Genomic DNA, 25,975 nt, shown 5'->3' with positions numbered 1-25,975 from the left:
AAGCTGGAGCTTGGCGCTACAATCCTCAAAAGAGCAGATTTTCTTTAAACTTCAGGCTATTCGGGTCAAATTGGCAGGCGTATTGAACTACCGGTAAGGCCGTCAACTCCTGCATCAGCGTGTCGGCGGCCAGCATGCCGCTGCCGTTGCTCACCTGAATTAGGTAGTCATATTCTTTGATATCAGGCGCCAGAAAGGGTTTTTTGAGTACCGAGGGGTCGAGGGAGCGGTTGCGCAAAAGCCGGAGCGTGAGGTGCTCCGTGGCATGAAGATAATTACTGATCACCAAGCGACCTTGGCTCAACAAATCGTAAATCAGATCCTGCTGCTTCACCAGGCGCAGGCGTAACGACTGGTTGAGCTGCCACGCCAGCATGTGCTCCCGGCTCGACGAAACCACCCCGAACAGGTCGAAGTTGCAGTCGTATTCTACGTCCAGCGTAAGCGTTTTCATGAGCAAATAGCAATGTGAGAGCGAGCAAAATTACAGACCTAGCAGTCGAAATGAATGGATGAGGTCAGAATCTTGTACCCGGAAGTTTAGGGCAACGATGTTTGAAAATGTTAGGGAAGATGGTGTTATTTGTGGCGAGTTTTCTCTAAACCCCCACGGAAATGTCTGAAATTGCAGAAAAAGTAAAAGCCATTATCATCGACAAACTAGGCGTAGAAGCATCGGAGGTAACTCCAGAGGCAAGCTTCACCAACGACCTGGGTGCCGACTCGCTCGACACGGTTGAGCTGATCATGGAGTTTGAAAAAGAATTCAACGTGTCTATCCCCGACGACCAGGCTGAGAACATCGGCACCGTGGGTCAGGCTATCAGCTACCTGGAAGAACACGCTAAGTAGTATTAAGTACTTGGTATTGAGTATAGAAATGCCCTGACTTGGGGTTGACTTCAGTACTCAATGCGTACTATCTAACTCGTAATTTGCGCATTCGGCCGGCCTGCCGCCGGCCGTTTTGCTTTTCCATTTTTTCGTAATCTCTGCCCATTCTTATGGCTTTTCGGAGAGTTGTCGTTACCGGGTTGGGTGCCATCACGCCAGTTGGCAGCACCGTCCCGACTTATTGGGACGGCTTGCGCCAGGGACTGAGTGGGGCCGCCCCCATCACCCGCTTCGACGCCAGCAAGTTCAAGACTCGCTTCGCTTGCGAAGTGAAAGACTACAGTCCCGATAACTACTTCGACCGCAAGGAAGGTCGGAAAATGGACTTGTTTACGCAGTTTGCCGTCATTGCCAGCGACGAGGCTATCAAAGATGCCGGGTTGCTGGAAGGCATAAACAAAGACCGGGTTGGCGTGATTTGGGGTTCCGGTATCGGCGGCCTGAAGACTTTCCAAGAGGAGAGCTTCAATTTTGCCAAAGGCGACGGTACGCCTCGCTACAACCCCTTTTTCATTCCGAAGATGATTGCCGACAGCTCGTCGGGCAACATCTCCATCAAGAACGGTTTCCGCGGCCCAAATTTCGTAACCACTTCGGCGTGTGCATCTTCCTCGGATGCCATTGTAGCCGCCTACAACTACATCCGCCTCGGTATGGCTGATGTGGTAGTAACCGGTGGTTCTGAAGCAGCTATTACCGAAGCTGGTGTAGGGGGCTTCAATGCCCTGAAAGCCATGAGCGAGCGGAACGACGATGCTCTAACTGCTTCCCGGCCTTACGATAAAGACCGGGATGGTTTCGTGCTGGGTGAAGGCGCTGGGGCATTGGTGATTGAAGCCTACGAGCACGCACAAGCCCGTGGCGCCAAAATCTACGCCGAAATCATCGGTGGCGGTCTTTCTTCGGATGCCTACCACATCACGGCGCCTGATCCTACGGGAGAAGGTGTGGTGCTGGTGATGCAGAATGCGTTGCAGGATGCTGGCATCAAGCCCGAAGAGGTGGACTACATCAACACCCACGGCACTAGCACCCCCCTCGGCGACGGAGCTGAAATCAAGGCCATTCAGAAGGTATTTGGCGAGCACGCCTACAACCTCAACATTAGCTCTACCAAAAGCATGACCGGCCATCTGCTGGGTGGTGCGGGTGGTATTGAAGCCGTAGCCAGCATTTTAGCTATTCAGCATGGCATTATTCCGCCCACCATCAACCACGTCACCGATGACCCCGAACTGGATGCTCGTTTGAACTTCACGTTCAACGAAGCGCAAGTGCGGGAGGTGAATGTGGCTATGAGTAACACATTTGGTTTCGGCGGCCACAACACCTCGGTGGTGTTCCGCAAATTCAAGGCGTAATGAGCGGCCTGCCTCTGTTCGGGTTTTTCCGGCGGATGCTGGGTCAGGATCAAGCTTTTATTCGGGCCATTGCTACGATAACGGGCCGCACGCCTTCCAACGTGCGGCTCTATCGTTTGGCCTTCACCCACTCATCGGTGGTGCGGCAGCAGGGCGAACAAGGACGGCAGCAAAGCAACGAGCGGCTGGAATTTCTGGGTGACGCCGTGCTGGGCACGGTGGTGGCCGAGTACCTGTTCCGCAAATTCCCGTACGAGCAGGAAGGCTTCCTGACCGAGATACGCAGCCGCATTGTGAACCGGGAAAGCCTGAATGCCCTGGCCTTGAAGCTGGGCCTGGATAAGTTGGTGCAGCTTGACCCCGGTCAGGGCCGAGCGGCTCGGTCCCGTTCCGTAAATGGCAACGCGCTGGAGGCATTAGTAGGCGCAGTGTACCTCGACCAAGGCTACAAAGCGGCCCGCCGGTTTGTGCTGGGGCGCATTGTGAAGCCCTACGTGGATGTAAAATCCATGACTCAAACCACTGCCAACTTCAAAAGTAAGCTCATTGAGTGGGCCCAGCGCAACGGCCGCGTCCTGCGCTACGAGTTAAATGGCGAAGCCCGGCCGGGCGGCGTAATGGAATTTTCGGCTACAGTGCTGCTCGACGAAGAGGCTGTGGCTACCGGCATGGGCCTGAGTAAGAAGCAGGCCGAACAACTAGCCGCCGAGCGGGCTTTGGAAGTGCTGGGCGTGTAAGCACAACTTTGCGACTTCTGCGTTTCATCTGCGTCTTCTGCGGGCTAAAATCGTAACAACGACTTGGCTGGCGGAAGACGCCGCCGTTTCGGGCAACCCAAAGCCAGGAAAAGGAGTTGTTTTGCAAAACCATCTTTATTCCGACCTATGCGAATTGCCGGCGCCGCCCTCAACCAGATACCATTCGATTGGACCCACAACCTGCGGGTTATCCGCGAAGCCATAGACCAGGCCAAAGCAGCCGGCGTGCAGCTCTTGTGTTTGCCGGAACTGTGTCTTACCGGCTACGGCTGTGAAGACCTCTTTCTGAGCGACTGGCTGCCCGAGGCAGCGCTGGCGCACTTGCAGCAGGTACGGCCCTGGACCGACGGTATTTGCGTGGTGGTGGGGCTACCCATTCGGCTCAACCACCGTACCTACAATACGGCCGCCGTGCTCCGCGACGGCCAGATTTTGGGGTTTGCGGCCAAGCAATTTCTGGCCAACGACGGCGTGCACTATGAGCCGCGCTTCTTTCACCCCTGGCCGGCCGGCGAAACCACGACCGTAAGCTGGGAAGGGGAGGAATGGACGATGGGGGATATGATTTTCGAGCACCAAGGCGTGAAATTCGGCTTTGAAATCTGTGAGGATGCGTGGCGGCCCGATGATGTGCGGCCCGCCTGCCGCCTGCAAGGCCGGGTAGACTTGATTGTGAATCCGTCGGCCAGCCACTTTGCCATGAGCAAGACTGACCAGCGCTATCAGTTGGTACTCAAGGCTTCGCGCAACTTCAATTGCACCTACCTCTACGCCAACTTGCTCGGCAACGAAGCGGGCCGCATCACCTATGACGGCGAAATACTAGTGGCGCGCAACGGACACCTGCTCCAGCGAAATCAGCTTATGAGCTTCAAGGAAGTGGATCTAGAGTACGTGGACGTGGATTTCACGGTGCCACTGGAGCCCGCTGAGGCTATTGCGCCGCTGCCCACGCCCGACGAATACCGGGAGCTGAACCAGGCGCTGAGTCTGGCCCTATTTGACTACCTGCGCAAGGCCCGCAGCCGGGGCTTCGTGCTGAGCCTGAGCGGCGGTGCCGATTCCTGTATGTGCGCCATAGCCGTGGCCGAAATGGTGCGCCTGGGCACTACCGAGCTAGGTACGGCCGAATTTATGCGGCGCAGCGGCTGCTTCACCGCCGACGAAATCGAGCACATTGCCGGAGCCGTTGCGCCTGTGACTGATCAGCAGATGCCGGGGCCGAAGGATGCTTCCCTGACCGATCCGAACAACGAGCAGCGGAAGACCAACAACGACATCACGCGCCGGCTGCTCACCTGCGCCTACCAGGGCACCATCAACTCATCCGACGACACCTTTAACTCGGCTAAGGAGCTGGCCGATTCCATTGGAGCGGTGTTTTATAACTGGGAAATTGATGAGGAAGTGACGGGCTACGTGGGCAAGATCGAGCATGCGCTGAACCGTGAACTGACCTGGAAAACCGATGACCTAGCACTGCAAAACATTCAGGCACGGGTGCGAGCCCCTGCCATTTGGCTGCTAGCCAACGTGCAGAATTGCCTGCTCATCACCACCTCCAACCGCTCTGAGGCTTCCGTGGGCTACTGCACCATGGACGGCGATACGGCTGGCAGCATCTCGCCTATTGCCGGTGTTGATAAGGATTTCGTGAAAAAGTGGCTGCGCTGGGCCGAAACCGAGCTGAACTACCCGGCGCTGAGCCACGTGAACGGCCTGCAACCCACCGCTGAGTTGCGACCCCTAGAGGAAAAGCAAACTGACGAGCGGGACCTGATGCCCTATATTCTACTCAACCGCATCGAGCGACTGGCCTTCTACGATCGGCTCAGTCCGCGGCAAGTGCTAGCCACATTAGTGCATGAAGAGCCTGATACCGACCCGGAGCAGTTGAAAACCTACGTGAAACGGTTCTATAGCCTCTGGAGCCGCAACCAGTGGAAGCGCGAGCGGTACGCCCCCAGTTTCCACCTCGACGACTACAACGTGGACCCTCGCTCGTGGCTGCGCTTCCCCATCCTGAGCGGCGGCTACACCGAGGAGTTGAACGCGCTGTAGGCTCTTGGCAGCATAGGCCGTGCTTTAGAAGATACTGCTTTCTAAAGTAATGTTCTGTTAATCAAGGATATATTAAAAAGATTGTAGGATGGCCGCAAGTTTTGTGGGCTAACGGGGCCTAAGCAGATGTAACCTCAGTAGGCGCAAACAAGGTCGGGTGCTGAGCAGGTTGTTTCTATCTTTCAGTTCTCGCTTCACTGGTGTATACACTTCCGCTGCCTGCTGCCCACGAGGTTGTGCCTCCTGCGTACTTCTGCGCTACTTCTGTTGATGCCGAACTGGTAGCGCAGCTGCAACAGGGTAGTGAAGACGCGTTTCGTAAGCTGGTGGAACGCTACCAGAACCGCGTCTACCGTACCGTACTGGCGTTGTTAGGGTCGCCGGAAGATGCCGAGGACGTGGCCCAGGAAGTGTTTGTGGAAGTCTACCAAACCGTTGGCCGGTTTCGGGGGGAGGCCGCGCTGAGTACCTGGCTATATCGGCTGGCTACTTCGCGGGCCCTAAAATACCGGCAACGGGCCCGCACCAAAAAACGCTTTGCCTACTTCACCAGTTTGCTAGGCTTCGATAACCAGGTACTTCACGAGCCACCCGACCACGCGCACCCACAGGCACAACTGGAAGGGGAACAGCAGGTGGAGCTTCTACGCGCGCATATTGCCCGGTTACCGGATCAGCAACAGATAGCCTTTACGCTACGCTACGAGCAGGAATTGAGCTATGAGGCAATAGCCGCCGTGCTTGAAACTACGGTGCCAGCCGTGGAATCTCTGTTGTTTCGTGCCCGCAAAACCCTTCGTACGCATCTTAAGCTTTCCTCGCATCATGTCTGATTCCGCCCCTCGCTCTACTGCCGACGAAGAATGGGAAAACCTGCTGCACCGCTGGCGCACCCAACAACAGCCTCAACCCCGGCCCTTTTTCTACAGTCGGGTACGCGCCCGGCTGGTTGGGGAAGCAGTGGCGGTACCTCAACCATTGCCTAACTGGCTACGCTGGCCCAGCTACGCCGTCATGCTGGCTATAGTTCTGCTGCTCAGTGGTGACGGTGCTCTGCTGCGCTAAGTTTGCCACCTCAACCATGATGGGGCGTTTAGCGCGACTAGCTACCCGCTGATTCGGCAGCGTTACTACCAGTGGCCTCCGTCTGCACGGTGCCGGAGTAGGCAGTCGGTTTGCAAAGCCGCAAGCGGAATGTCTGACTACCTTTGAACCCTTTCCATCTTTTCGTAACCATGCTCTCCTTTCTTGCTTTCATCACCTGGGATACCGACCCCATCCTGGCCCATATCGGGCCGCTGACGCTACGCTGGTACGGGCTGCTGTTCATGTCGGGCTTTGTATTCGGCACGTTCATCCTCTCGCACATCTACAAATCGGAGCGTACCTCGCCGCGCTGGGTGGATGTTATTACCATCTACATGCTGGTGGGTACCATTTTGGGGGCACGGCTGGGGCACGTCTTGTTCTACGACCCGGCTTACTACCTGACGTCGGAGCACTTTTGGGAGATATTTAAAATTTGGGAAGGCGGCCTAGCCAGCCACGGTGCTACCCTGGGTATCTTGTTGGCCTGCTGGCTATTTGCCCGCAACAACAAGTTTGATTACCTCTGGGTGCTCGACCGGATTGTGATTGTAGTGGCCCTGGGCGGCTGCATGATTCGTTTGGGCAACCTCATGAACTCGGAAATTGTAGGCGAGCCAACCTCCAAGCCTTGGGGATTCGTGTTTGTGCGCGACGCCGACCATTTCGTGCCCGTAACCCGGCCTTTGCCACCCGGCGCGGTGCAGGTAGCTGCCCAACCCGTTACACGTGTAGATGGCTCCGAAACCTACCGTATGTTGCCCAAAGGCACCCCCGTAGCGCCCGATTCGCCGATGGCCGTGCCACGCCACCCCACTCAGATTTACGAAGCTGCCTTCTGTATTTTCCTGCTGGTGCTGCTTTACGGCATGTGGAACCGTACCAAAGACCGAACGCCCCGCGGACTGTTATTTGGGCTGTTTGTGGTGCTCTTGTTCACGCAGCGTTTCCTCGGCGAGTTCCTGAAGGAAAACCAGGAGGTATTCGAGGATAAACTACCGCTGAACATGGGTCAGATTCTGAGTTTGCCGCTGATTCTGGTGGGTTTATGGGTGCTGCTCCGTGCCGGCAAAGACCCCAAAAATCCCTACGGTTATGCTCCCCGAGATTTGAGTGAGGAGGAAGCCAACGGCACGAAAACTATAAAAGTGTAATCTTTAGAAGCAAAAAAAGCCCCGCCAGGTAGTCTGGCGGGGCTTTTTTTGCTTTTGCAGGTGCTGGCTTTACTACAGCTTATAGCGGTAAAGCGAACCTTGTTCGGTGCTAATTAGCAGGGTATTATTATCCAGAAACAAAACGCCTTCCGTTTGTCCGGCACCTTTCAGCGAAACGGTTTTTACCGAGGCTTTTAATGCGCCCGCAAAATCGTTGCCTTCATACAAGTAAAGCATCTCCCGGCCTACCAAAGCTAAATGCTGGCTGTCAGGGCTTAGGTCGGCGCCGGTTACTTCGCCGCTGATGGATAACTCCGTGAGAAGTTGAGCGGTCTGAGTGCCGGGCTGGTCGGGCAGGGTGTACACCTTGCTGGTGCTTTGCTGGGCGCGGTCTTTAGTGAACAGGTAGACTTTGCCGGCGTGCCACAGGGAAGCTTCGCAGTCGAAGTTGCGTTCTTCTTTGGTTGGTGGGAATGCCTTTTGGTCGGCGTACCGGAAACTGATTTTACCAACCTTGTCGGGCTGGTCCGGCTTGACGCGGTAGATGGCTAGGTCGCGCCGGGAGTTGTTGTTGTTGCCGGCGTCCACTACGTATACGTTGCCTTGATTGTCTTCAGCAAGGCTTTCCCAGTCAACATTGGTAACTGGCAATTCCCGCTCACCCAACAGCTTGCCTTGCTCGTTAAAGAGGTAGAGCACGGGCGGGTTGCCAGCGTCGGAATGGGTATAGTAAGTACCAGGCCGGCCGCCGTGCGCCAAGCCTGAGCTTTCCCGGATGTTGCCGTCGAGGCTGGCCATTTTCTCCAGCCCGGCTACTGCCTTCTCGCTTTTGCTCTTATCCCCCTTGTTCTTCTTGCCCTTTTTGCCTTTCTGCTTTTCGGTGGTGGCGGTTTCCGAGTTGTTGGTTTTATCGCTCTGAGCCTGGGAACAGGCGGTGCTAAGCAGTGTAGTCAAACCAAGGGCTAGCAGAAATGATCTAGGCATTAGAAAAGAGTTGAATTGAAATGATAAAAAGGGCTGCCCGACCCAACGAGGACGGGCAGTAGCAGAAGTGCCTTATACGCAGTAAGCACAATAAAGTGCAGGGGGCGTAACTGTTGGCTACCTACGGCACAGGGTCGTAGCCGTGGCCGCCCCAGGGGTGGCAGCGGCTGATGCGGCGCAGGGCCAGCCGGCCACCACGCCAGGGGCCATGCTTCTCGATGGCCTGCACGGCGTAGGCCGAACAAGTGGGCGTGTAGCGGCAGCTGGGCGGCGTGAGCGGCGAAATGAGGTGGCGGTACACCCACAGCAAACCCAGGAACAGACGACGAAACAGACTCGACATAGAGGTAAAGAACCACAAACGCCCCCGAATAATTGCACCGCTGCATAACACTACCGCAGCCCATGCCTTAGTTTGTGCCAGCAGCAACACTAACCAGTGCTTGCCGCCTTCGAAATACACCTAAGCCCTAGTGCACCCGAGTCTTTTCGTAAATTCGCCGACCGGCCATGCCGATTATCTATCCCCATTTTCCCTCCAATCTTATGCGCACAACTAATTGGGCGAAAGCCCTGCTGCTGACGCTGCTCATGCCCCTTGCGGCCCACGCCGATGAAGGCATGTGGCTGCCTATGTTCGTGAAGCGGCTCAACCAGGCCGACATGCAGAAAAAAGGCCTCAAGCTCACGGCTGAGGAAATCTATGACGTTAATAATGCTAGCCTCAAAGACGCCGTAGTGCAGCTTGGCGGCTTTTGCACCGGCGAGTTTGTGAGCAGCCAGGGCCTGATGCTCACCAACCACCACTGCGGCTACGACGCCCTGCAAACCCATAGCACACCCCAGAACAACATCCTCCAAAACGGCTTCTTTGCCACTACCCGGGCCGAAGAAAAAACTAATCCGGGCTTGTTCGTGGATCTGTTGGTGCGCATGGAAGACGTGACCGGCAAGGTGCTGGAAGGCATTACGCCCACCACGCCCGAGGCCGAGCGTATGGCTATGGTGCAGAAGCGCCAGAAAGAAATGGCCGATGCCGCTAAGGAAAACGGCCAATATGTTGCCTACGTGCGCGACATGTTTGGTGGCAACGAGTTCTACCTGTTTGTGTATCAGCGCTTCGGTGACGTGCGCTTAGTAGGCGCGCCGCCCGAAGCCGTGGGCAAGTTTGGTGGCGACACCGATAACTGGATGTGGCCCCGCCACACCGGCGACTTCTCGATGTTCCGGGTGTACGCCGACAAAAACAACAAGCCTACCGCCGGCCCCCAGACCGACAACGTGCCCTACGTACCCAAAAAGCACTTGCCCGTAAGTTTGCAGGGCGTGAGTGAAGGCGACTTTGCTATGGTGTTCGGTTTTCCAGGCCGCACTCAACGTTTCTTGCCCGCTGCGGGCCTGCAACTCACCCTCGACCAAAGCAACCCGGCCCGCATCAAGCTGCGCGATACTCGCCTGAAGCTGTGGAAAGAGGACATGGACCAGGATCCTGCGCTGCGTCTGAAGTACGCCTCGAAATATGCCAACATTGCCAACTACTGGAAGTATTTCATCGGCCAGAATGAAGGCATGAAGCGCCTGAAAACCGTGGACGCCAAGAAAGAAGAAGAGGCTTCTTTGGATCAGTGGATCAGAGCGGACCAGGCGCGGGTGCAGAAGTACGGTGAGGCGCTGCCGGTTATCAACCAAGCCTACTCTGGTCTGCGCGAGTACAACCTCAGCTCACAATATGTGAACGAGGGTGCGTTCGGGACGGAAATCGTGACGCTGGCTTCGCGCATGATGCCGCTTTACTCCACCCTGAAATCTACCCCTACCGACAAAGCTGCTATTCAGAAAGCCGTAGAGGGCCTCAAGGAGCCAGTGGCCGAATACTTCAAGGACTACAGCGCGCCCACCGACAAAAAGGTGTTCACGGCCCTGATGACTATGTATGGCAAGGACGTACCGGCTACGCAACTGCCCGATGTGTTCCAAACCGTGCAGAAGCAGTACGGCAACTCGTGGGCGAAATACGCCGATTACGTGTTTGCCAACTCCTTTCTGACTTCAGAAGCTAAGGTGAATGCCTTCCTGGCCAACCCTACGCTGGCCAAGCTGGAAGCTGACCCCGGCTTTAAGACCTTCAACTCAGTATACACCAACTATGCGCAAAACATCCTGCCGAAAATGCAGGGTATGCAAGCCGGCCTGATTCGCGCCAACCGCCTCTACGTGGCTGCGCTGCGTGAAAAGAACACCCAGAAGGTGTACTCGCCCGACGCCAATTCCACCATCCGGCTCAGCTACGGCACCGTGCGCCCCTACAAAGGCCGCGACGCCGTGCGCTACGACTACAAAACTTCGGCCCAAGGCATTCTAGAGAAGGAAGACCCCACTAACGACGAGTTTGTGGTGCCGAAGAAAGAGCTGGAATTACTGAAAATGAAAGACTATGGCCGTTTCGCCGACAAAGAAGGCAACCTACCCGTAGCCTTCATCACCGACAACGACATCACCGGCGGCAACTCCGGCTCGCCGGTTATTAACGGCCGCGGCGAGCTAATCGGTATTGCCTTCGATGGTAACTGGGAAGCCATGACCGGCGACCTGGCCTACGACCCCGAGTTGAAACGCTGCATCAACGTGGACATTCGCTACGTGCTCTGGTGCATCGAGAAGCTGGGTGGCGCCCGCAGCATCGTCGATGAAATGACCATCGTCAACAATGGTCCGAACCCCGGCGTAGGCCCTGCTGCCACTGCTTCGGCCACCGATATGAGCGACGTGGAAAAGATGAAGGTAAAAACCGACGACGGTCAGAAAACCAAAATCAAAAAGAAGAAAGGTAAAGACAGCGTATCGGCGGGCATGTAAGCCACATCCTGACGCTTTCCATCCTTTATTAAAAGCTCCGGTGCCGGTTTGGTGCCGGGGCTTTTTCATGGCTGCGGGTAAATGCCTAAACTTGATTTATGATTGAGCTATTAGAGGATATTAGGCGGCGTCTGCTGGCCAGTGAGTATAAAAATGAAGAACACGTCCGCCTGTCACTGGTAGCGCGCGTCGTGCAAGCAGTAGGCTGGAATATCTGGAATCCGGTGGAGGTTTATACCGAGTTTAAAGCCACTGAAAAAGAAGATAATACACGGGTGGACGTGGCGCTATTTGCTAATAATTTCGCGGCTGATACTATCTTCATCGAGTGCAAAGGTGTGGGCCGTATCGGCGACGACCTGGCGAAAGTGGAGCGCCAGTTGCGCGACTACAACCGCAACCATTCGGCGCTGTTCACCATCATTACCGACGGTCAGCACTGGCGCTTCTACTTCTCGCTGACCAGCGGCGAGTTTGCCCAGAAGCTGTTCGGTAGTCTCGATTTACTGCATGATGAGCCCACCGAAACGGCCGCGTATTTCCAGGATTTTCTGGGGCATGAAAATATTCTGAATGGGTCGGCCCGGTTGGCGGCGGAAAGCTATCTGCTGCTCTCGCGCAAGGAGCGCGCCATGAAAGATGTGCTACCGGAAGCTGAGAAGCATATCACGCAGCCACCGTTTCCGGCGTTGCCGGAGGCACTGCTGGAACTGTTGGCCGCCAAAGGACTGACTGTTTCGCGGGAAGAAGCCGTTGCCTTTCTGGCTGGCGAAACGTTGCCCAAACCGAAACCAACGGTGCTAGTGCGGAAGGCTGTGGGCGAAAAGATGGAGAGTAGGTCAGCAGCTTCACGTCAGTCTGCGGAGCAAGTTGACGCGAAGAAGGCCCCTCAAGTCGCTTCAATAGTCTATTTGCCTGCTTCACTTCAGGTAAAATTCGCCCTCTCACTGAGTCGCCTTGGCGTGAAAGCGGAAGGGCATTACGCTGCCGATAAGACGATGACCGTTTTGGCTGGTTCCACGGCTATGCCAGAAGCCAAGCCGAGTTTGAGTCCGGCGCTTAAAGCACTACGGACGGAATTAATGGAGCAAGGAATAGTGGTGGCTCATGGTAAAATATTGCAATTCAGCCAACAGCACGTATTTAAATCGCCTGCTCAAGCTGCGGATGTAGTTTGCGGCTACTCAGTTAATGCAAAACAGGCTTGGGTTGATGATTTAGGTAAACCTTTGAGGGATTATTTAGAATAAAACGGGAAGATTTGGCTGCTTCAACGCAGCATCATATCTTCAAAATATGATAAAAATATACTTATGCTTAGGGCTCTTATTATTATCATTTAGCACCCAGGCTCAAGGCAGTGGGCCCGGCGCCAGAGCAGCCGCGTTGGGCAATGCTTCCGTTACGCTGAGCGACGTATGGGCCGTGGGCAACAACGCGGCGGGGCTGGGCCAAGTGAACCGGCCGGTAGTCGGCGTATATGCCGAAAACCGCTACCTGCTCAGCGCCCTGAATACGGTGGCCATAGCAGCGGCCGTGCCCGTAGGTGCAGTGGAAAACAATAAAGCCCAAAACGGTGTGGTAGGCGTGGAGCTTCAGCGTTTTGGCGGCAAGCTTTACAATGAGCAGCGAGTGGGCGCGGGCTACGGTTACCGAGGTGGGTTGGTAAGCGTAGGTGCCAGAGTGGATATGTTGCAGCTTAGCATTGAAGGGCTGGGCAGCCGGCGGGCCGTGGCGCTGTCGTTGGGTGGGCAAGCGGAGTTGATACCAAAACGGCTAGTGTTCGGCGCATACCTCTACAACCTCAACCAGGCCAAACTGGCCGAATATCAGGACGAGCGGGTACCGACCGTGCTCAAAGCCGGCTTCTCGTACCGGCCTACTGCTAAGGTGAGTTTCAATATTGAAACCGAGAAGGATGTGGAGCAGGATGCCAACTTCAAAGCCGGGCTGGAATACCGCGCCATTGAGAAGCTAGCGCTACGAGCCGGGTTTCGCAGCCTCACCGAAGAAACCACCGGCGGCATCGGATTTCAGGCTGGGGCGCTCCAGATTGACTACGCCGCCGCTTGGCACGCTGCGTTAGGCTTGAGCCAGCACGTAGGTATCAGCTTGCAGTTCGGGAAGCATCCATGAGTTGCCGCGTTCTAAAGCTGCTGCCAGCGCTGCTGCTGCTAGCGTGCAGCGCCCAGGCGCAGGAATACGTGCGCCCCGCTGCCGACCTTGACCGGCTGACGCAGGAGCTGTTTGCTGAAATTCAGAGTGACCAGGTGCCGTACGAAGATTTGTACGAGACGCTGCTGCAATACTACCAGACCCCGCTCAACCTCAACACCGCCACCCGTGAGGAACTGCGCGGTCTGTTGCTGCTCTCCGAAACTCAGATTACCAGCCTGCTCGACTACCGCCAGCAGCGGGGGCCTCTGCTCACGCTCTACGAGTTGCAAGCAGTGCCCAGCTTTGATGTGCGCAGCATCTACCGGGTAGCGCCCTTTGTAACGGTGCAAACGCTGGGCGGCGCTAATGCTGTGCGTGGGCCGCTGTGGCAGCGCGTGCTAAAGGAAGACAACAACGCGCTGTTCGTGCGCTACGAGCGAGTGCTGCAAGGCCGCAAGGGTTACTCCGCCACGCCGCTCGACAGCCTCGGCCACGGTCCCACGCGCTATGCCGGCTCGCCTGATAAGCTGTTGGTGCGCTACCGGGTCAGCCACCCCAAGGATTTCAGCCTGGGCTTCACGGCCGAAAAAGACGCTGGCGAACAATTGGTTTGGAACCCCAGCGCCCGCCGCTACGGCCCTGATTTTCTGTCGGGGCACTTAGTAGTGCAGGAGCGGGGCCGGCTGAAAACGTTGGCCCTCGGCGACTATCAACTGCAATTCGGGCAGGGGCTGCTGCTGTCGTCGGGGTTGCAGGTGGGCAAGGGGGCCGAAACCATTACCAGTCTACGGCGCAGTTCGGTAGGTGTGCGGCAGTACTCATCGGTGCTGGAAAGCACGTTTTTCCGGGGTGCGGCGGCTACCATTAGTCTCGCGCCTACGGTGCGGGCCACAGCCTTCGTGTCGCGGAAGCGGGTGGATGGCAACGTGCAGCAAGCTGCCGACTCCCTGGCAGAGTTTGATGAATTTTCGTCGGGTTTCTTGCTAACAGGTTTTCACCGGACCCCAAGCGAACTAGCCAACCGGCAGGCGTTGCGCGAAACTGTGGCGGGCGGCAACCTGGGTTACACCAGCCGCAACAGCAACTTTGCGGCTGGCCTCACCGCCGTTGGCACTTACTTCGACAAAGCCATTCAGCGCCGCCCCGAATTATACAACCAGTACGAATTTCGGGGCAAGCAGAACTTAGCGCTGGGCGCGCACTACACCTACGTGCGCGGCAACGTACTGCTGTTTGGTGAAACGGCCCGTAGTAGTTCCGGCGGCTTTGGTACTGTGAACGGGCTATTGGCCAGCGTTGCGCCCACCCTAGATGTGTCGGCGTTGGTGCGGCACTACACCCGCGACTTTCACACGCTTTATGGCAATGCCCTTAGCGAAAACACCCGCAACATCAACGAGTCGGGGCTGTACCTGGGAGCGAAGCTGCGGCCGGTGGCCCGCTGGGAAGTGTCGGCTTATTATGACCAGTTCTGGTTTCCGTGGTTGAAATACCAAGTAGGTGCCCCCTCACACGGGCACGACTGGTTGCTGCGTGTAGCCTACGCGCCCACCAAAACCAGCCTACTCTACGCCCAAATCCGAACCCGCGAAAAACAGTACGACGCTGATATTACTCGGGCAGTACCATTGCCCGTGCCCACGGTGCGTCGCAGTTTGCTGCTCTACTACGATGCCAGCCCAGCCACCACGTTAGGCTTGCGCACCCGCGTGCAAGGCACCCGCTACTACGAAGGCAACGGCCCTTGGCGCACTGGCTACGTGCTGGCCCAGGATGCTACAATAGGGGTTGGCCGCCGCTTGCGGCTCACTGCCCGTTACGCTGTCTTCGACACCGACGATTATGATACGCGGCAATATGTGTTCGAGCAAGATGTGCTGTATGCCTTCTCGGTACCGGCGCTTTCCGGGCAGGGCACCCGTATATATGGCCTGGCGGAAGTCAACTGCAACCGGCACCTCACACTCTGGCTACGTCTTTCAGAAACGCACTATCGTCACCAGCGTACGGTTGGGTCGGGGCTGGAGGAAATCCAGGGGCCGCGCCGCACCGAGCTAAAAGCCCAGGCCCGCTACCGGTTCTGAGCAAGTAGTGGCAAGGTGCATGCAGTGGAAAGCTTGATAATCAGTGGGTGAGTGCAAGAAATACTAGTCTGCGCATTTTGCTGGAGCGGTTCTTTTATAGAGTAAGAGAATGCCACAGAACTACGCCAACTAGTCAGGGATGAAGCCAAACAAAGGCACTTACGGCGAGGAGAAAGATTTATAGATTATCTTGGCCTAATCCTCGTTGCTATAAGGCCATATAGGGCCATGCGAGCAAGGCCGAATCTTCTTTTCTCATCTTCTGACTCTACCGCTAAATGAAAACACGCTTACACGCGAAGTCGGTTGGCCGCTACCTGCTAACGTTGGCAGCCGGTGCAGCCTTAACCATTGGGGCCGCGTCAGCCCAGGTTAATACGTACACCTTTGCACCGGTAGCCGGTACCTTCACGCCCTTAGCAACCGGCACCGCTGTACCAGATCTGGCGACCGACGATGCCGTATCCCCAACCATCCCTATCGGCTTCTCATTCACCTACGATGCCACCGTTTTCACCCAACTGCAAGCGTCTTCCAATGGCTTTTTGACTTTCAATACATCCAATATTGAAGTAGCGCAAACTAACACGCTGGCCACCGGCACTGCAGCCAACCCATCCGTAGCCGACAGACTACGCCCACTGATTGCCCCACTCTGGGACGATATAAGCGGCCAAGTCGGCGCTGCGTTGTACGCCACCACTGGTACAGCTCCAAACCGGGTATTTACTATGGAATGGCGGAATTTCTTGTGGGATTATGATGCTACGTCCCCAGTCGTTTCGTTTCAGGTGAAGCTCTACGAAACCACCAACGTGGTGGAGTTTATTTACCGGCCCGAAGGAGGCGCTGTAAGCGCTCCTTCAGCTTCTATTCTGCTGGCAGGCGTAGGCACCGGAGCCGGAAGCTACTTGTCGCTCAACAACGCTACGGCCACCCCCACAGCTAGCTCCACCGTTGAAACGCGCACTATTGCCACCGTGCCCGCTGCTGGGCAGATCTACCGCTTCACACCTCCTGCAGTGATTTGCGGCACGCCACGCAATATAGCAGTTAGCTCTATTAGCAATACCTCGGCTACTGTTAGCTTCACGGGTGGGGTAGGCAACACCAGTTACACGGTGGTGTACACGCCCGCCGGCGGCACGGCCACTACACTCACGCCGGCACCTACCAGTTCGCCCTTCGTCCTGACAGGCCTTACGCCTAGTACGGCTTACACCGTGTCCTTACAGCCTAATTGCTCAGCCGGCGTAACCGGTAATAGCAGTACGGTCACCTTCACTACTGGTACGGTAGCTGCTCCTGCCAACGATGATCCTTGCGCAGCTATTCAGTTGCCAGCCCTTTCTGCCACATCAGTTCCAATAAATGCTACCAACCTGGGGGCTACTACTACCTTAAGTACAGTAGCGCCTGGCTATACTTCGCCGCCGCCTCAAGGCTGCGGTGTAGCTGTCAACCCTAAGGATGTGTGGTTCCGCTTCACTACCAACGCCAGCGGCGTGGGTAGCACCAATGCTGGTATTGTTACTACAGGTACGGCGGCTGGGTCTATCCGAGTGTTTTCGGCCACTTCTTGCTCATCTGGGTTTGTACAGGTGGCTTGCAAAGGTGGGGCCACCAACAATACCAACGCTGGTTCGCTGAACGTGACAGGCCTCACGCCTAGCACAACCTATTACGTAGCAGTATCGCCGTATGCTACTTCCGACGTGCAAGGTGCTTTCACTATTACCGTTAATAGCTTAGTGCTGGCTGCGCAGCAGCAATTGGCAGGCGGTGAGGTGAGCGTATTCCCCAACCCAACTACCACCGGCCAGCTGACGGTACGCGTAACGGGTGCCGGCAGCCTAGCCGCCGCACAGGCTACTTTGTTCAATACTTTGGGCCAGGCAGTAGAGCAACGAAACCTTGCGGTGCGCGGTGGAGTGGCCGAACAGTCATTCTCCACGGTAGGCCTGGCTAAAGGGATTTACACACTGCGTTTGCAGGCTGGCCAGCAAACAGTGATTCGAAAAGTAGTGGTAGAATAGTAAATTCTACTTCCTGCAATAGTCAAAAAAAGCCATCCCTGCACTAGGAGTGGCTTTTTTTAGTGGTGTATCCAAGCAGGTAATAGTAGCTTATGCTCAGAAATACTGAATAGCAATACAGCAAGCGAGGTTAAAGGAAATAGTAACGGAGTGTGAGTATTTCCTAGTGATTGAAAGCTCAATTCCGAAGGAAGTCCAAGCCTAACCGCTAACGTAGGTGAAGTATGAGCATCCTGTTCTTTTAGAGCAAGTGGACCAGGCTGGGTGGTATGCTTCGGACGGTAAATGCGTAGTAAAGTATGGTGGGGTACTAGTAGTGCTTTCAACAAAAAAGGCGGCCCCCAAAATTGGGAGCCGCCTTTACTACACAGAACTAGTTGATTGCTATTGCTTCAACAGTTTCACTACTGCTGTGCCCTCAGGCATATCCAAATGCAAGTGGTAAAGCCCGTTGCTGAGCTTGCTCAGGTTGAGTGAGTGATGCAGTGGTGCGCCATTTTTGTTGAGCGTTACCTGCTCTACTGTGCGACCCAAAGCGTCGGTTACACGCAGCGTAAACATACCGCGCTGTGCGTTGTCTACATTCACCTGGAACAGGCCAGTGCTAGGATTCGGGAAAACATCTACGCCTTGCAATAAGGCGGCGTTCTGGTTGGCCAGAACCGTAATGCTTACGCACGATTCGTTGGAGTATGACGAGTTGCCGTTAGCATTGATAGCCCGCACCCGGTAGCAGTACTGACCGTTGGCTCCCGAAATTTGGTCGGTGTAAAACGTGGTATTGGCGGGTACAGTACCAACCAACTGATAGTTGGTATTATTGGCTCCGCTTCGCTCCACCTGGAAGGCTGTTTCGGTGGCGGAATTGTCAACCCATATTACCGTCACCCCAGCTACGTTGTTGGTTACTCCCGAGGCAACAGCCGTTAGCGGGTTAGGTGCAGCTGGAGCCTCTCCAACGGTGCAAAGCTCCAGGCCCCAGCCCGTCAGCGTACCACCGTTGCCAGCTGTATTGTCGGTAACAGTTAGGGTCCAGTTGCCGTTGGCCCGGTCGTTCAGCAAAGTAGCCAGCGAGTTGGCTGGGCGGTACGTGCCGCCACCCGTGAGTGGGCAAGCAAGGGCAGTAGCGGCGGCATCATTCAGGCTTAGGCTGATGTTGGCAGTACCAGGGCAGGCGTTTGCCAGTAGTACAGCTGTACGGCCGGCCGGGTTAGTGAGCGAAATAGTAAGCTCCCCAACGTTAGGGTGCGTAACCGCTAAGTTGCGGATACGAATGTCGCCAACCACCTCAGTGTTGGTAACGGTGATTACCGACGTAACCGAGTTAGCGCCAGTTGCCGCAATAGTTAAGGGCACCTGAGAGGCTGCAATGCTGGTGCAATTCAGGGTAGCTACCTGGAAAGCCTGGCCCGCCGAATAAGGAGCCGAGCCGCAGAAGCTAACTCCCCGCACCCGCCAGTAGTAAGTGGAACCTGGTGTCAGGCTAAGCGCAGTAGGAGTGAAGCTGGTCGTCGTGAGGCCGGTCTGGGAGAGAACCACCGTGGTAAAGTTGGCGTCCGAGGCTACCTGTACATCATAGGTAGTGGCACTGGCTACAGCGTTCCAGCTAAAGCGTGGGCGTGGGCTTACGCGAGCGGCAGCGGCTGGAGTAATAGGTACGGCCATGGCCGTGGCAGTAGGCAGAATCTGGAATGTGTACTGCTGCGTCTGGCTTTCGGTGCCGCTGACGCCGTTCAATGAGATGGTGTAGGTGCCTGGGGCAGTAGTAGGAGCGGAAGCAATAGTAGCTTGAACTGTACCGCCTACAGCAGCAGTAGCGGCGCTATACGTTACCGTCACGCCAGCCGGCAAGTTGGCCGCCGACAGAGTTACCGTACCGGTGAAGCCCTGTAGCTGACCAATAGTAATAGGAACCGTGATTGGCGTACCAGGGCAAACAGCGGAAAATTGGGTCCCGGATGTGCCGAGGAAGAACGTAGGCGTACCGCTGTTGCGGATCGTGAAGTTCAGGTTGGAAAGGTCGAAGAAGATGTTGCCTGAGGCCTGCACCTTAATACGAGCCGTTGTGGTGGCCGCTACTGTGGTAGGCACGGTTACATTTTCAAAACCGTCGTTAGGAGTGTTAGCCAGCAGCACGGTTGGGAAAGTCAGACCACCGTCGGTGGAAAGCAGAATATCCACGTTGGCAGCACTAACGGGGGCAGCCGTAGTATTGGCTACATCCCATGCTACCTGCTGCGGAGCGCCTGCCTGCCACGAAGCAGTAGAAGTGTTAGGCTGCGTTACTAGGAAGGGGCCAGAGTTACCAGCTACCACCACGTTCATCGAGTCGTAGTCGGCACCACCACCGGTAGCGCGGTTGTCGCGGGCCACTAAGCGGAATATCAGCCGGCGGCCGTAAGAGGGCAGAATCTCGCCGAGCGAAGTGGTGTTAGCCAGCAGATTAGAGATGCGCGGGAACGTACGTGAAGGAGAAGTTACCGGGGCAAAAACTCGGAAAATGGGCGCGTCACCAACTGGTGCGGTAGGTGCTCCTGCGTCACCTAAGTTATACTGCTCCCAAGAGTAAGTCAGGGGGTCGTTGTTAGCATCAGTTGCCGAGCCCGTTAGGGTAAAGGGCGTGCCAAGTGGAATGCGGTAGTTAGTACCAGCGTTTACCACCGGAGCGGCATTGTTGGTAGCCGTATTTACGCTGCAGTTGCCCGCTCCGCTAACGTACGTTAGAATCTCATCGTAGCTGCGGGAGTGGAAATACGGGTCACTGTTATTCTGCGTGTTCTGAAGAGCACCGCAGATGCCTGCATAAGCCATAATGGTGGTGCCGCTGCCAGGTTCGTAAGCCGAAATGCCCGCGCGGTTGCCACCTGCACAACTGCCAGTGGTACCATTGAATGTATGATTTCCCCCAAATTGGTGACCAATTTCGTGCGCCACATAATCAATATCAAAGGCATCACCGGTTGGGTTAGGCAGGCCAGTGGTACCGCGCGCCTTCTGGCCTGCGCGGCATACTACACCTAGGCCGGCTACACCGCCGCCATCGGTATTGAATATGTGACCAATGTCATAGTTGGCTGAGCCAATCCGGGTGTCAACTATTGTTTGGTTGGTGTTGAGCGTTGCGCCGTTACTTTGGTTGGTATAAGGGTCTGTGTTGGGGTCTAGGAAGATAAGGGTATCCGTCTTGGCTACCAACGTCAGCCGGATAGCTAGTTCCGTTTCGTACACCCCACTCACACGGTTCACCGAGGATACAAAGCCTGCCAAGGCGCCCGCTGTGGTTCCGCCTTTTGTAGCTGCGTACTCGCCAGTACACGCCATGGCTATGCGGTACGTGCGTAGCGTGGAGCCATTTGGAAAGCGGCTGGCCGTAGGGGCCGGAAGCGGAGAAGCAGAACTGGTAGTAGCGCAAGCCCAGCTCTGGGTGCCCATATTCATGCTGCTCTTGCTGAACACCAAGTGCTGCACTGAGTTGCCATCAGCCGCCGGATCAATGAATACTGTGCGTCCTACGCCCCGAATCATGGCGTGGAAACCGGCCGGCGATACGTCTAGGCGCACACTGGCCGTTGGATCGTCGAGGCTCTGGCCAATGTAAGCCTTGATCATTGGGTAGCGCTCAGCCAACCGAGGATCCATCACAGCTACCTGTGCCACACGGTAGCGCTCCGACGTGCCATCGGGCAGCGGCAGCGAAATAACGGTGGACGAGGTGCGCAAACCACTTTCAACGGGGGCGGTAGCTAGGGCAGCCCGCAAAGTAGGCAGTTGCACGGTCACGGCACGATACTGGCTCAGCGCTTGGGTGGTCGCGCGGGAGGCAGCTGGTAGTGGTTCAGTGTCGTTGGCCCACAGCACCCGTTGGGCACTGGCCGCCAGGGGCACCCCGGCTGTCAAGAGCAAGCCGCCCATAACAGCCGACCGCCACGTACGACGTGAGAAAGTAAAAGGTGGTAGCATAGAAAGAAAAAAGAGGTGGAAAAGGAGGAAAAACACACTTTATTGAAGGCGCCTAAGATAGTGCTTTAGTCGGCATAGAATGAAGAATTCCCTGATTGTAAAGCAATTTACTTTGCTTGAACTGCGTGATATGCCACCTTTCAAACTGTTGAGCGGATTGCTATAGAGACGCACCAGATTGAGATGGCCTGTTGAAAACAAAAATATTTAATGGAATAATTAAATTTGTTTCCAGAAGTCAGCAAATGAAATCTAGGCCTTTTTGCTTTCAATCACATAGCAATAATGCCAGTATCTCAGTTGGTATTTCGTGAAGCGGTTGACACGCCCATTGAGCCTAGCTTTATATAGCCACCACAACAAAAAAATCCCACTGGCAGCAAGGCCAATGGGATTTCTAACTTCAGCTAAGAGGCTAAACGTCGGTCCTGACGAGTACTATCTGGGCTTTATCGGCGTTGCTGATGCGTCGGCGAAAATCCTGGTAGGCTGGGTACTCAGTGCGGGCAAAGCGGCTGCGAGGTACCAGCAAGCGGCGCACGTACAGGAGCGTGCCATCGGGCAGGGCTTGTACTTGGCTGGAATAAGTACCGAACGTGGTGGTAAGCTGCACTGGCGTCGGTAGGCTTTCGGGTTTGAAGCCGGCGGGCACATGAATGCGTACTGTATCAGCGTAGCTGAAGGGGTTGTCGAGCCAAATAGCGGTGCGCCGCTCTCCTGCACTAGCTGGCAAAGCTGTCCAGCGGCTTAGCAGGTTAGGGGTCAGGAAAGCACGCTTGCCCGATACGTTAGCCCAGCCCGGCAGCGTCAGGCCCAGCGTTTCGGTGAGAGTGGGTACCGCGCCGCGGTGGTCGGTGGCATACGCCAGTTTGCTGATAGTAAAATTGGCGAGCGGCAAACGCTCTGCCATCACTTTCTTCTGGTCGGCTGCGTTGAGCGAGCCCGCCAACGCGGCGTAGTTATCTTGCTCAAGGCCAGTACGCTTGGTTCGGATGCTGGCCGTGGCCCCGCCTTGGACATCCAAGAACACATCAGCTAGCCGTTCGCGGCGGTTTTCGGGGGCGCCGTAGCGAGGCGTGCGTACCAATTTGCCGCCTTGAGGGGTAATCAGCAAGGCATGGCGGTTGCCGGTGAAGCTGCTCATGTACCCAAATGCGTTGGTTTGGCTGGTGCATTCCAGCCACACAGTGTCGCGCTTGGCAGCCTTTAGCAGTGGTACGCACAGCACCACGTGGTTGAATTGCTGGCTGGGAAACTCGGTGCGAATATCTTCCTCATCGGCTCTGACCAGCGCGCAGTGTGCCGTAATACCGGCTGCTTTCAGCAACGCCTGGCAATAGTTGGTGAGGGCTTTACAGTCGCCGTAACCGTTGGCGGCCACACTGGAGGCTGGAAAAGTCTGCCAGCCTCCAATGCCCAGCTGTACCGATACGTAGCGGGTGTTGGCTTGGAGCCACTCATACACCTTTTTTATGCGGACCCGCTCGTCGGCTTCGCTTTGTACCAGCGCGGCTATTTTGGCCTGCACGGCAGCTGGCAGTTCGTCGCGGCCAGCATTAAGCTGGTAGTTCCAGAGCCCTAGCGTTTGCCAAGACGTGAGCATGCCCAAATGGCCCTGTACTTCAAACTGACTGGGAGCCGTGAAAACTACTGGTGTCGTCTCGGCTACGGGTGGTCCATCTGGCTCGTTTTCCACCGCCGCTAGGCTCTTGATTTGCCACTCGTAGCTCTGCAAGCCGGCCGCTTGATTGGTTTGTACTACGGCGGTGCCAGTTGGTAAATCACGCTCTTGATAGCGCAGTGGCAGCTCAGTGGGCGTTAGCACCCGGAAAGTGGCCTGCTCCACAGCTACTTGCTCGGCTGGCTGAGGGCGCCACGTAGAGTAGAACAGGGTATTAGTAGAGTTGACTTCGTACTCAAATTCCACTGTGTAAGGGTAAGAAGGCTGGCGCAGGTCGGCGGTGCGGCCCCGGCCGTCGTTGGCCAAACTGAACCCATCGGACAGCGACACATCCTTGATATCGGATGGCTTGAGGGCTCGTAGTAGGCGGCCGTCGGCATCGTACACAGAGCCCCGTAGGTAGTTCACCGTATTGAGCTGGTCGTAGTACACCATGGTGCGGCCGTAGGTGGCACCGGCATCATCAAAAATAGTGACGGCCCGCCGAATGGTTTCAATAGTGCGGCCCGCCGACTTCACTAGCAAGGTTTCGTCGGAAAAGCGCACTACCGCATGTGCGTTTTCGCGCAGGGCAGCGGGCATATCCGCCACCGCATACTTAGGAGCCGGACCCGCTACAGCGCTAGCTACGCGGGCACCCAAAAAAAGAAGCGCCCAACAAGTTGATTTTACGAGCAGGATAGTCCTCATGACTTCTTTTTCAACACAATTTGTTCAGCTTGCTTGGCCACCACCAAGCGGTAGAATTCGCGCAACGACTTGTACTCCTCGGCCGAGTACACGGGCCGAGTGAGATTGAGACGGCTCATCAACTGAATAGTGCCATCGGCAGCGGGCTGCGCCTGAAATATAAAACGTCCGCCATTTTCGGGCAGCGCCATATTGGTAGACTTGGGTAGCTCTTCAACTATGTAGCCGCTGGGCAGGGTCAGGGTCATGACCAGAGTTTCGTCCATGGCGCACCCGAAATCCACCGGAAACAGCCGCTCTTCGTGCACGAAGGGGTTGCGGGAGTTGCCGAAGTGCTGCAAGGGCTTCAAATACATGGTACCTACGGGCGCATCACTGCCGGCTACTGTTAGCTCGTAGTCTAGGGCCAAAGGCTTATCCAGCACGTCGCGCTGGCTGAATTGATATTTGCCTAGGTTCCAGCCTTCGCGGCCGCGCAGCATTTCTTCCACAAACTTCTTCTCGCCTTTTTCACGTAGCCGGTCGCGCTGGTGTAGGCCGGCGTAGCCGCCGTGCTCAGCGTGTACCTTGCCCGTGTAGCCGCCTTTGTCATCGAAGACAAGCTGAATTTGTTGGTACTCGGTGAGGCGCTGCTGAGGGGCTAAACTAATCCAGCGCGAATCGGTGGCTTTGGGCATAATGAGGCGGCCGTTGCCGTTGAGGCAGCGCGTGGGTAGCATACCGCAAGGCAGTAATTCTTCAGTGGCATCCACCAGCATTTCCTTGCCTTCCGGCAAACTCACATGCGCCACCACGTAGTTGAAGCGCGAGAGCATCGGCAGGAAATCGGTATTAACGAACCCATTGTCGCGGGTGCTCAGTAACACGGGATTGGCTTGCAAGCCAGCCTCGCGGAGTGCGGCAATTAGCAATAAATTAACGTCGGCAGCCGAGCCGCGGTGCAGGTCGTAGGCTTTTCGGATGGTAGCGTTGCTGTAAAGCCGGTCGTGCCCATCGTACTTCACGGCTTTGCGGACTAAGGCATGAATAGCAGCTACGCGGGCGGCTGGGTCTTTTTCCTGTGCTAATAGCGGCGTAAGTTGCTCTTTCAGGAAACCGCCGCGCTTGAGCTGCACGCCAAAGCTTTCGTGTGCTAATAGGTCATCGTTGATGCCCTGCCACGAGCTAGCAACAGACTTATACGCTTGGTTGGGCCATTTAAAACCAGCCAATTCAAAATCCAGGCGCGCTACAAAGTCGCGGGAGGATGTCATGAATGGTTCGTTACGGAACGCAGGTACGTTTTCCGCGGCCCAGCGGTGGGTTTGCATCTGAGCCGATACCGTTTCGGAGCCTCCCGAGGTACGGCCCCCCTGCATGCCGGGCTCCAGCGACGAACTCCAGCGCACTGTGAACTGCGTGTTGCCTGACTGATGCTCGTTTACGGCCAGCGGTACGTAACCCTGCATCAAGATCTTGTAGTCGAAGTACTCGGGTATCTGGGCCCGATACTCGCTCCAGCGCACCGGAATGCTGTACTGGAACTGCCAATCGTTGAAATTGAACAGGAAGTCGGAGCTGACAGTGTAGCTGTATTCGATAACGGCACCCTCGCGCACATTGGGCAGCGTGAACTTGCGGGTGGTTATGTTGGCGCTGGTTTCTTCCCGGAATACGGCTGCCGATTCCAGCTTCTCCTTCACAATCTGGCCGTTCGCCAAGTTGTAGGTGAAGCCTTTCAGGTTGAGTAACTTTTCTTCGCTGGTGCCTTTGTGGTAGAGGGGAACTTCCACCGTGGCGCGGTCGTAGCCGGCTTTGGTGAGAATCTTGATGCGCGTAACCCGCTCGAACACGATTTTAAATCCTTCGTCGGCGACGCCAGTTTCGAAGCGTGAGCGACCAAAGTCGCACAGCACTACCGCCTCGGCAGCGCTGTCGGCCACAAAGTTTTTGGGGTCGAAGTCTTTAAGCTCTGGTTTGCCGAACTTAATGGGTTCCACTTGGCTGAAAGCCGACGGCATAATGCCGCAGCCTACTACAGCCAGCAGCGCGAGCCGGCGGAGTATTGTTGGTACCATGAAATAATAAGAAAAAGTAAGGAAGGCACTGATAAATAAGCGTCTAGCGCGCAGTAAGCGCTGCTAGGAAACACTTAGAAAGAATAAAAAAGGCGGCAGGTTATCTCAGAACAGTATTAGGATAGGCTAAATATGAGAAGTTTTAGTATATCTCTT

At 55.9% G+C, this 25,975-nt stretch carries 18 protein-coding genes; 12 read left to right on the top strand and 6 right to left on the bottom strand.

Annotated elements, in window-relative coordinates; genetic code table 11:
- Positions 1 to 25 precede the first annotated feature (25 nt).
- Positions 26 to 454: an IPExxxVDY family protein gene (locus tag G536_RS0113095; protein ID WP_022824052.1), complete on the bottom strand. Its 429-nt coding sequence runs from the start codon at positions 452 to 454 to the stop codon at positions 26 to 28.
- 161 nt (positions 455 to 615) lie between these two features.
- Between G536_RS0113095 and G536_RS0113090 the strand changes: the two genes are divergently transcribed.
- The 7 genes from G536_RS0113090 to lgt all read left to right on the top strand — a co-directional run bounded on the left by G536_RS0113090 (position 616) and on the right by lgt (position 7,314).
- A complete protein-coding gene (locus G536_RS0113090; protein WP_019948606.1) occupies positions 616 to 852 on the top strand; it encodes an acyl carrier protein in 237 nt (78 codons plus the stop codon).
- A gap of 152 nt (positions 853 to 1,004) precedes the next feature.
- A complete protein-coding gene (gene fabF, locus G536_RS0113085; protein WP_022824051.1) occupies positions 1,005 to 2,255 on the top strand; it encodes a beta-ketoacyl-ACP synthase II in 1,251 nt (416 codons plus the stop codon).
- Positions 2,255 to 2,992, top strand: coding sequence for a ribonuclease III (gene rnc, locus G536_RS0113080; RefSeq protein WP_022824050.1), 738 nt, complete (start codon positions 2,255 to 2,257; stop codon positions 2,990 to 2,992). Before fabF ends, rnc begins: the two co-directional genes overlap by 1 nt.
- A gap of 147 nt (positions 2,993 to 3,139) precedes the next feature.
- Positions 3,140 to 5,074 carry an NAD(+) synthase gene (gene nadE / locus G536_RS0113075; RefSeq protein ID WP_022824049.1) on the top strand — a complete coding sequence of 645 codons (1,935 nt, stop codon included), beginning with the start codon at positions 3,140 to 3,142 and terminating at the stop codon, positions 5,072 to 5,074.
- Positions 5,075 to 5,310: 236 nt separating this feature from the next.
- Positions 5,311 to 5,907, top strand: coding sequence for an RNA polymerase sigma factor (locus G536_RS0113070; RefSeq protein ID WP_022824048.1), 597 nt, complete (start codon positions 5,311 to 5,313; stop codon positions 5,905 to 5,907).
- Positions 5,900 to 6,139, top strand: a complete 240-nt coding sequence (locus G536_RS27725) for a hypothetical protein (protein WP_022824047.1) — start codon at positions 5,900 to 5,902, stop codon at positions 6,137 to 6,139. The genes G536_RS0113070 and G536_RS27725 overlap by 8 nt, the downstream gene beginning before the upstream one ends.
- Positions 6,140 to 6,309: 170 nt before the next feature.
- Positions 6,310 to 7,314, top strand: coding sequence for a prolipoprotein diacylglyceryl transferase (lgt, locus tag G536_RS27720; RefSeq protein WP_022824046.1), 1,005 nt, complete (start codon positions 6,310 to 6,312; stop codon positions 7,312 to 7,314).
- Between the two features lie 72 nt (positions 7,315 to 7,386).
- Here the strand turns inward: lgt and G536_RS27715 are convergent, their stop codons facing one another.
- Both G536_RS27715 and yidD read right to left on the bottom strand, forming a co-directional pair.
- Entirely contained in the window at positions 7,387 to 8,298 is a 912-nt protein-coding gene (locus tag G536_RS27715; protein WP_157530611.1) for an SdiA-regulated/phytase-like domain-containing protein, read from the bottom strand.
- A gap of 121 nt (positions 8,299 to 8,419) precedes the next feature.
- A complete protein-coding gene (gene yidD, locus G536_RS0113050; protein WP_051166973.1) occupies positions 8,420 to 8,641 on the bottom strand; it encodes a membrane protein insertion efficiency factor YidD in 222 nt (73 codons plus the stop codon).
- Between the two features lie 203 nt (positions 8,642 to 8,844).
- Here yidD and G536_RS0113045 point away from each other — a divergent pair, with 203 nt between their 5' ends.
- From G536_RS0113045 to G536_RS0113025, 5 genes are all read left to right on the top strand, one after another.
- Entirely contained in the window at positions 8,845 to 11,154 is a 2,310-nt protein-coding gene (locus tag G536_RS0113045; protein ID WP_022824043.1) for a S46 family peptidase, read from the top strand.
- A 98-nt stretch (positions 11,155 to 11,252) separates the two neighbouring features.
- Positions 11,253 to 12,404, top strand: a complete 1,152-nt coding sequence (locus G536_RS0113040; RefSeq protein WP_022824042.1) for a DUF4357 domain-containing protein — start codon at positions 11,253 to 11,255, stop codon at positions 12,402 to 12,404.
- A 46-nt stretch (positions 12,405 to 12,450) separates the two neighbouring features.
- Positions 12,451 to 13,290 (top strand): PorV/PorQ family protein, encoded by an 840-nt coding sequence (locus tag G536_RS0113035; RefSeq protein WP_157530609.1) that lies wholly within the window; start codon positions 12,451 to 12,453, stop codon positions 13,288 to 13,290.
- Positions 13,287 to 15,395, top strand: a complete 2,109-nt coding sequence (locus G536_RS0113030; protein WP_022824040.1) for a ComEA family DNA-binding protein — start codon at positions 13,287 to 13,289, stop codon at positions 15,393 to 15,395. Before G536_RS0113035 ends, G536_RS0113030 begins: the two co-directional genes overlap by 4 nt.
- Before the next feature lie 278 nt (positions 15,396 to 15,673).
- Positions 15,674 to 17,431, top strand: coding sequence for a T9SS type A sorting domain-containing protein (locus tag G536_RS0113025; protein WP_022824039.1), 1,758 nt, complete (start codon positions 15,674 to 15,676; stop codon positions 17,429 to 17,431).
- A 384-nt stretch (positions 17,432 to 17,815) separates the two neighbouring features.
- On the opposite strand, the gene G536_RS30660 is transcribed toward G536_RS0113025, so the two are convergent.
- The 3 genes from G536_RS30660 to G536_RS0113010 all read right to left on the bottom strand — a co-directional run bounded on the left by G536_RS30660 (position 17,816) and on the right by G536_RS0113010 (position 25,819).
- Positions 17,816 to 21,391: a reprolysin-like metallopeptidase gene (locus G536_RS30660; RefSeq protein WP_084708608.1), complete on the bottom strand. Its 3,576-nt coding sequence runs from the start codon at positions 21,389 to 21,391 to the stop codon at positions 17,816 to 17,818.
- A 415-nt stretch (positions 21,392 to 21,806) separates the two neighbouring features.
- A complete protein-coding gene (locus G536_RS27705) occupies positions 21,807 to 23,654 on the bottom strand; it encodes a DUF3857 domain-containing protein (RefSeq protein ID WP_033370218.1) in 1,848 nt (615 codons plus the stop codon).
- 104 nt (positions 23,655 to 23,758) lie between these two features.
- Positions 23,759 to 25,819 (bottom strand): transglutaminase family protein, encoded by a 2,061-nt coding sequence (locus tag G536_RS0113010; RefSeq protein WP_022824036.1) that lies wholly within the window; start codon positions 25,817 to 25,819, stop codon positions 23,759 to 23,761.
- Positions 25,820 to 25,975: the final 156 nt, after the last annotated feature.

This window comes from Hymenobacter norwichensis DSM 15439, from assembly GCF_000420705.1.
Lineage (GTDB): Bacteria > Bacteroidota > Bacteroidia > Cytophagales > Hymenobacteraceae > Hymenobacter > Hymenobacter norwichensis.
This window is presented reverse-complemented; position numbering and strand designations above follow the sequence as displayed.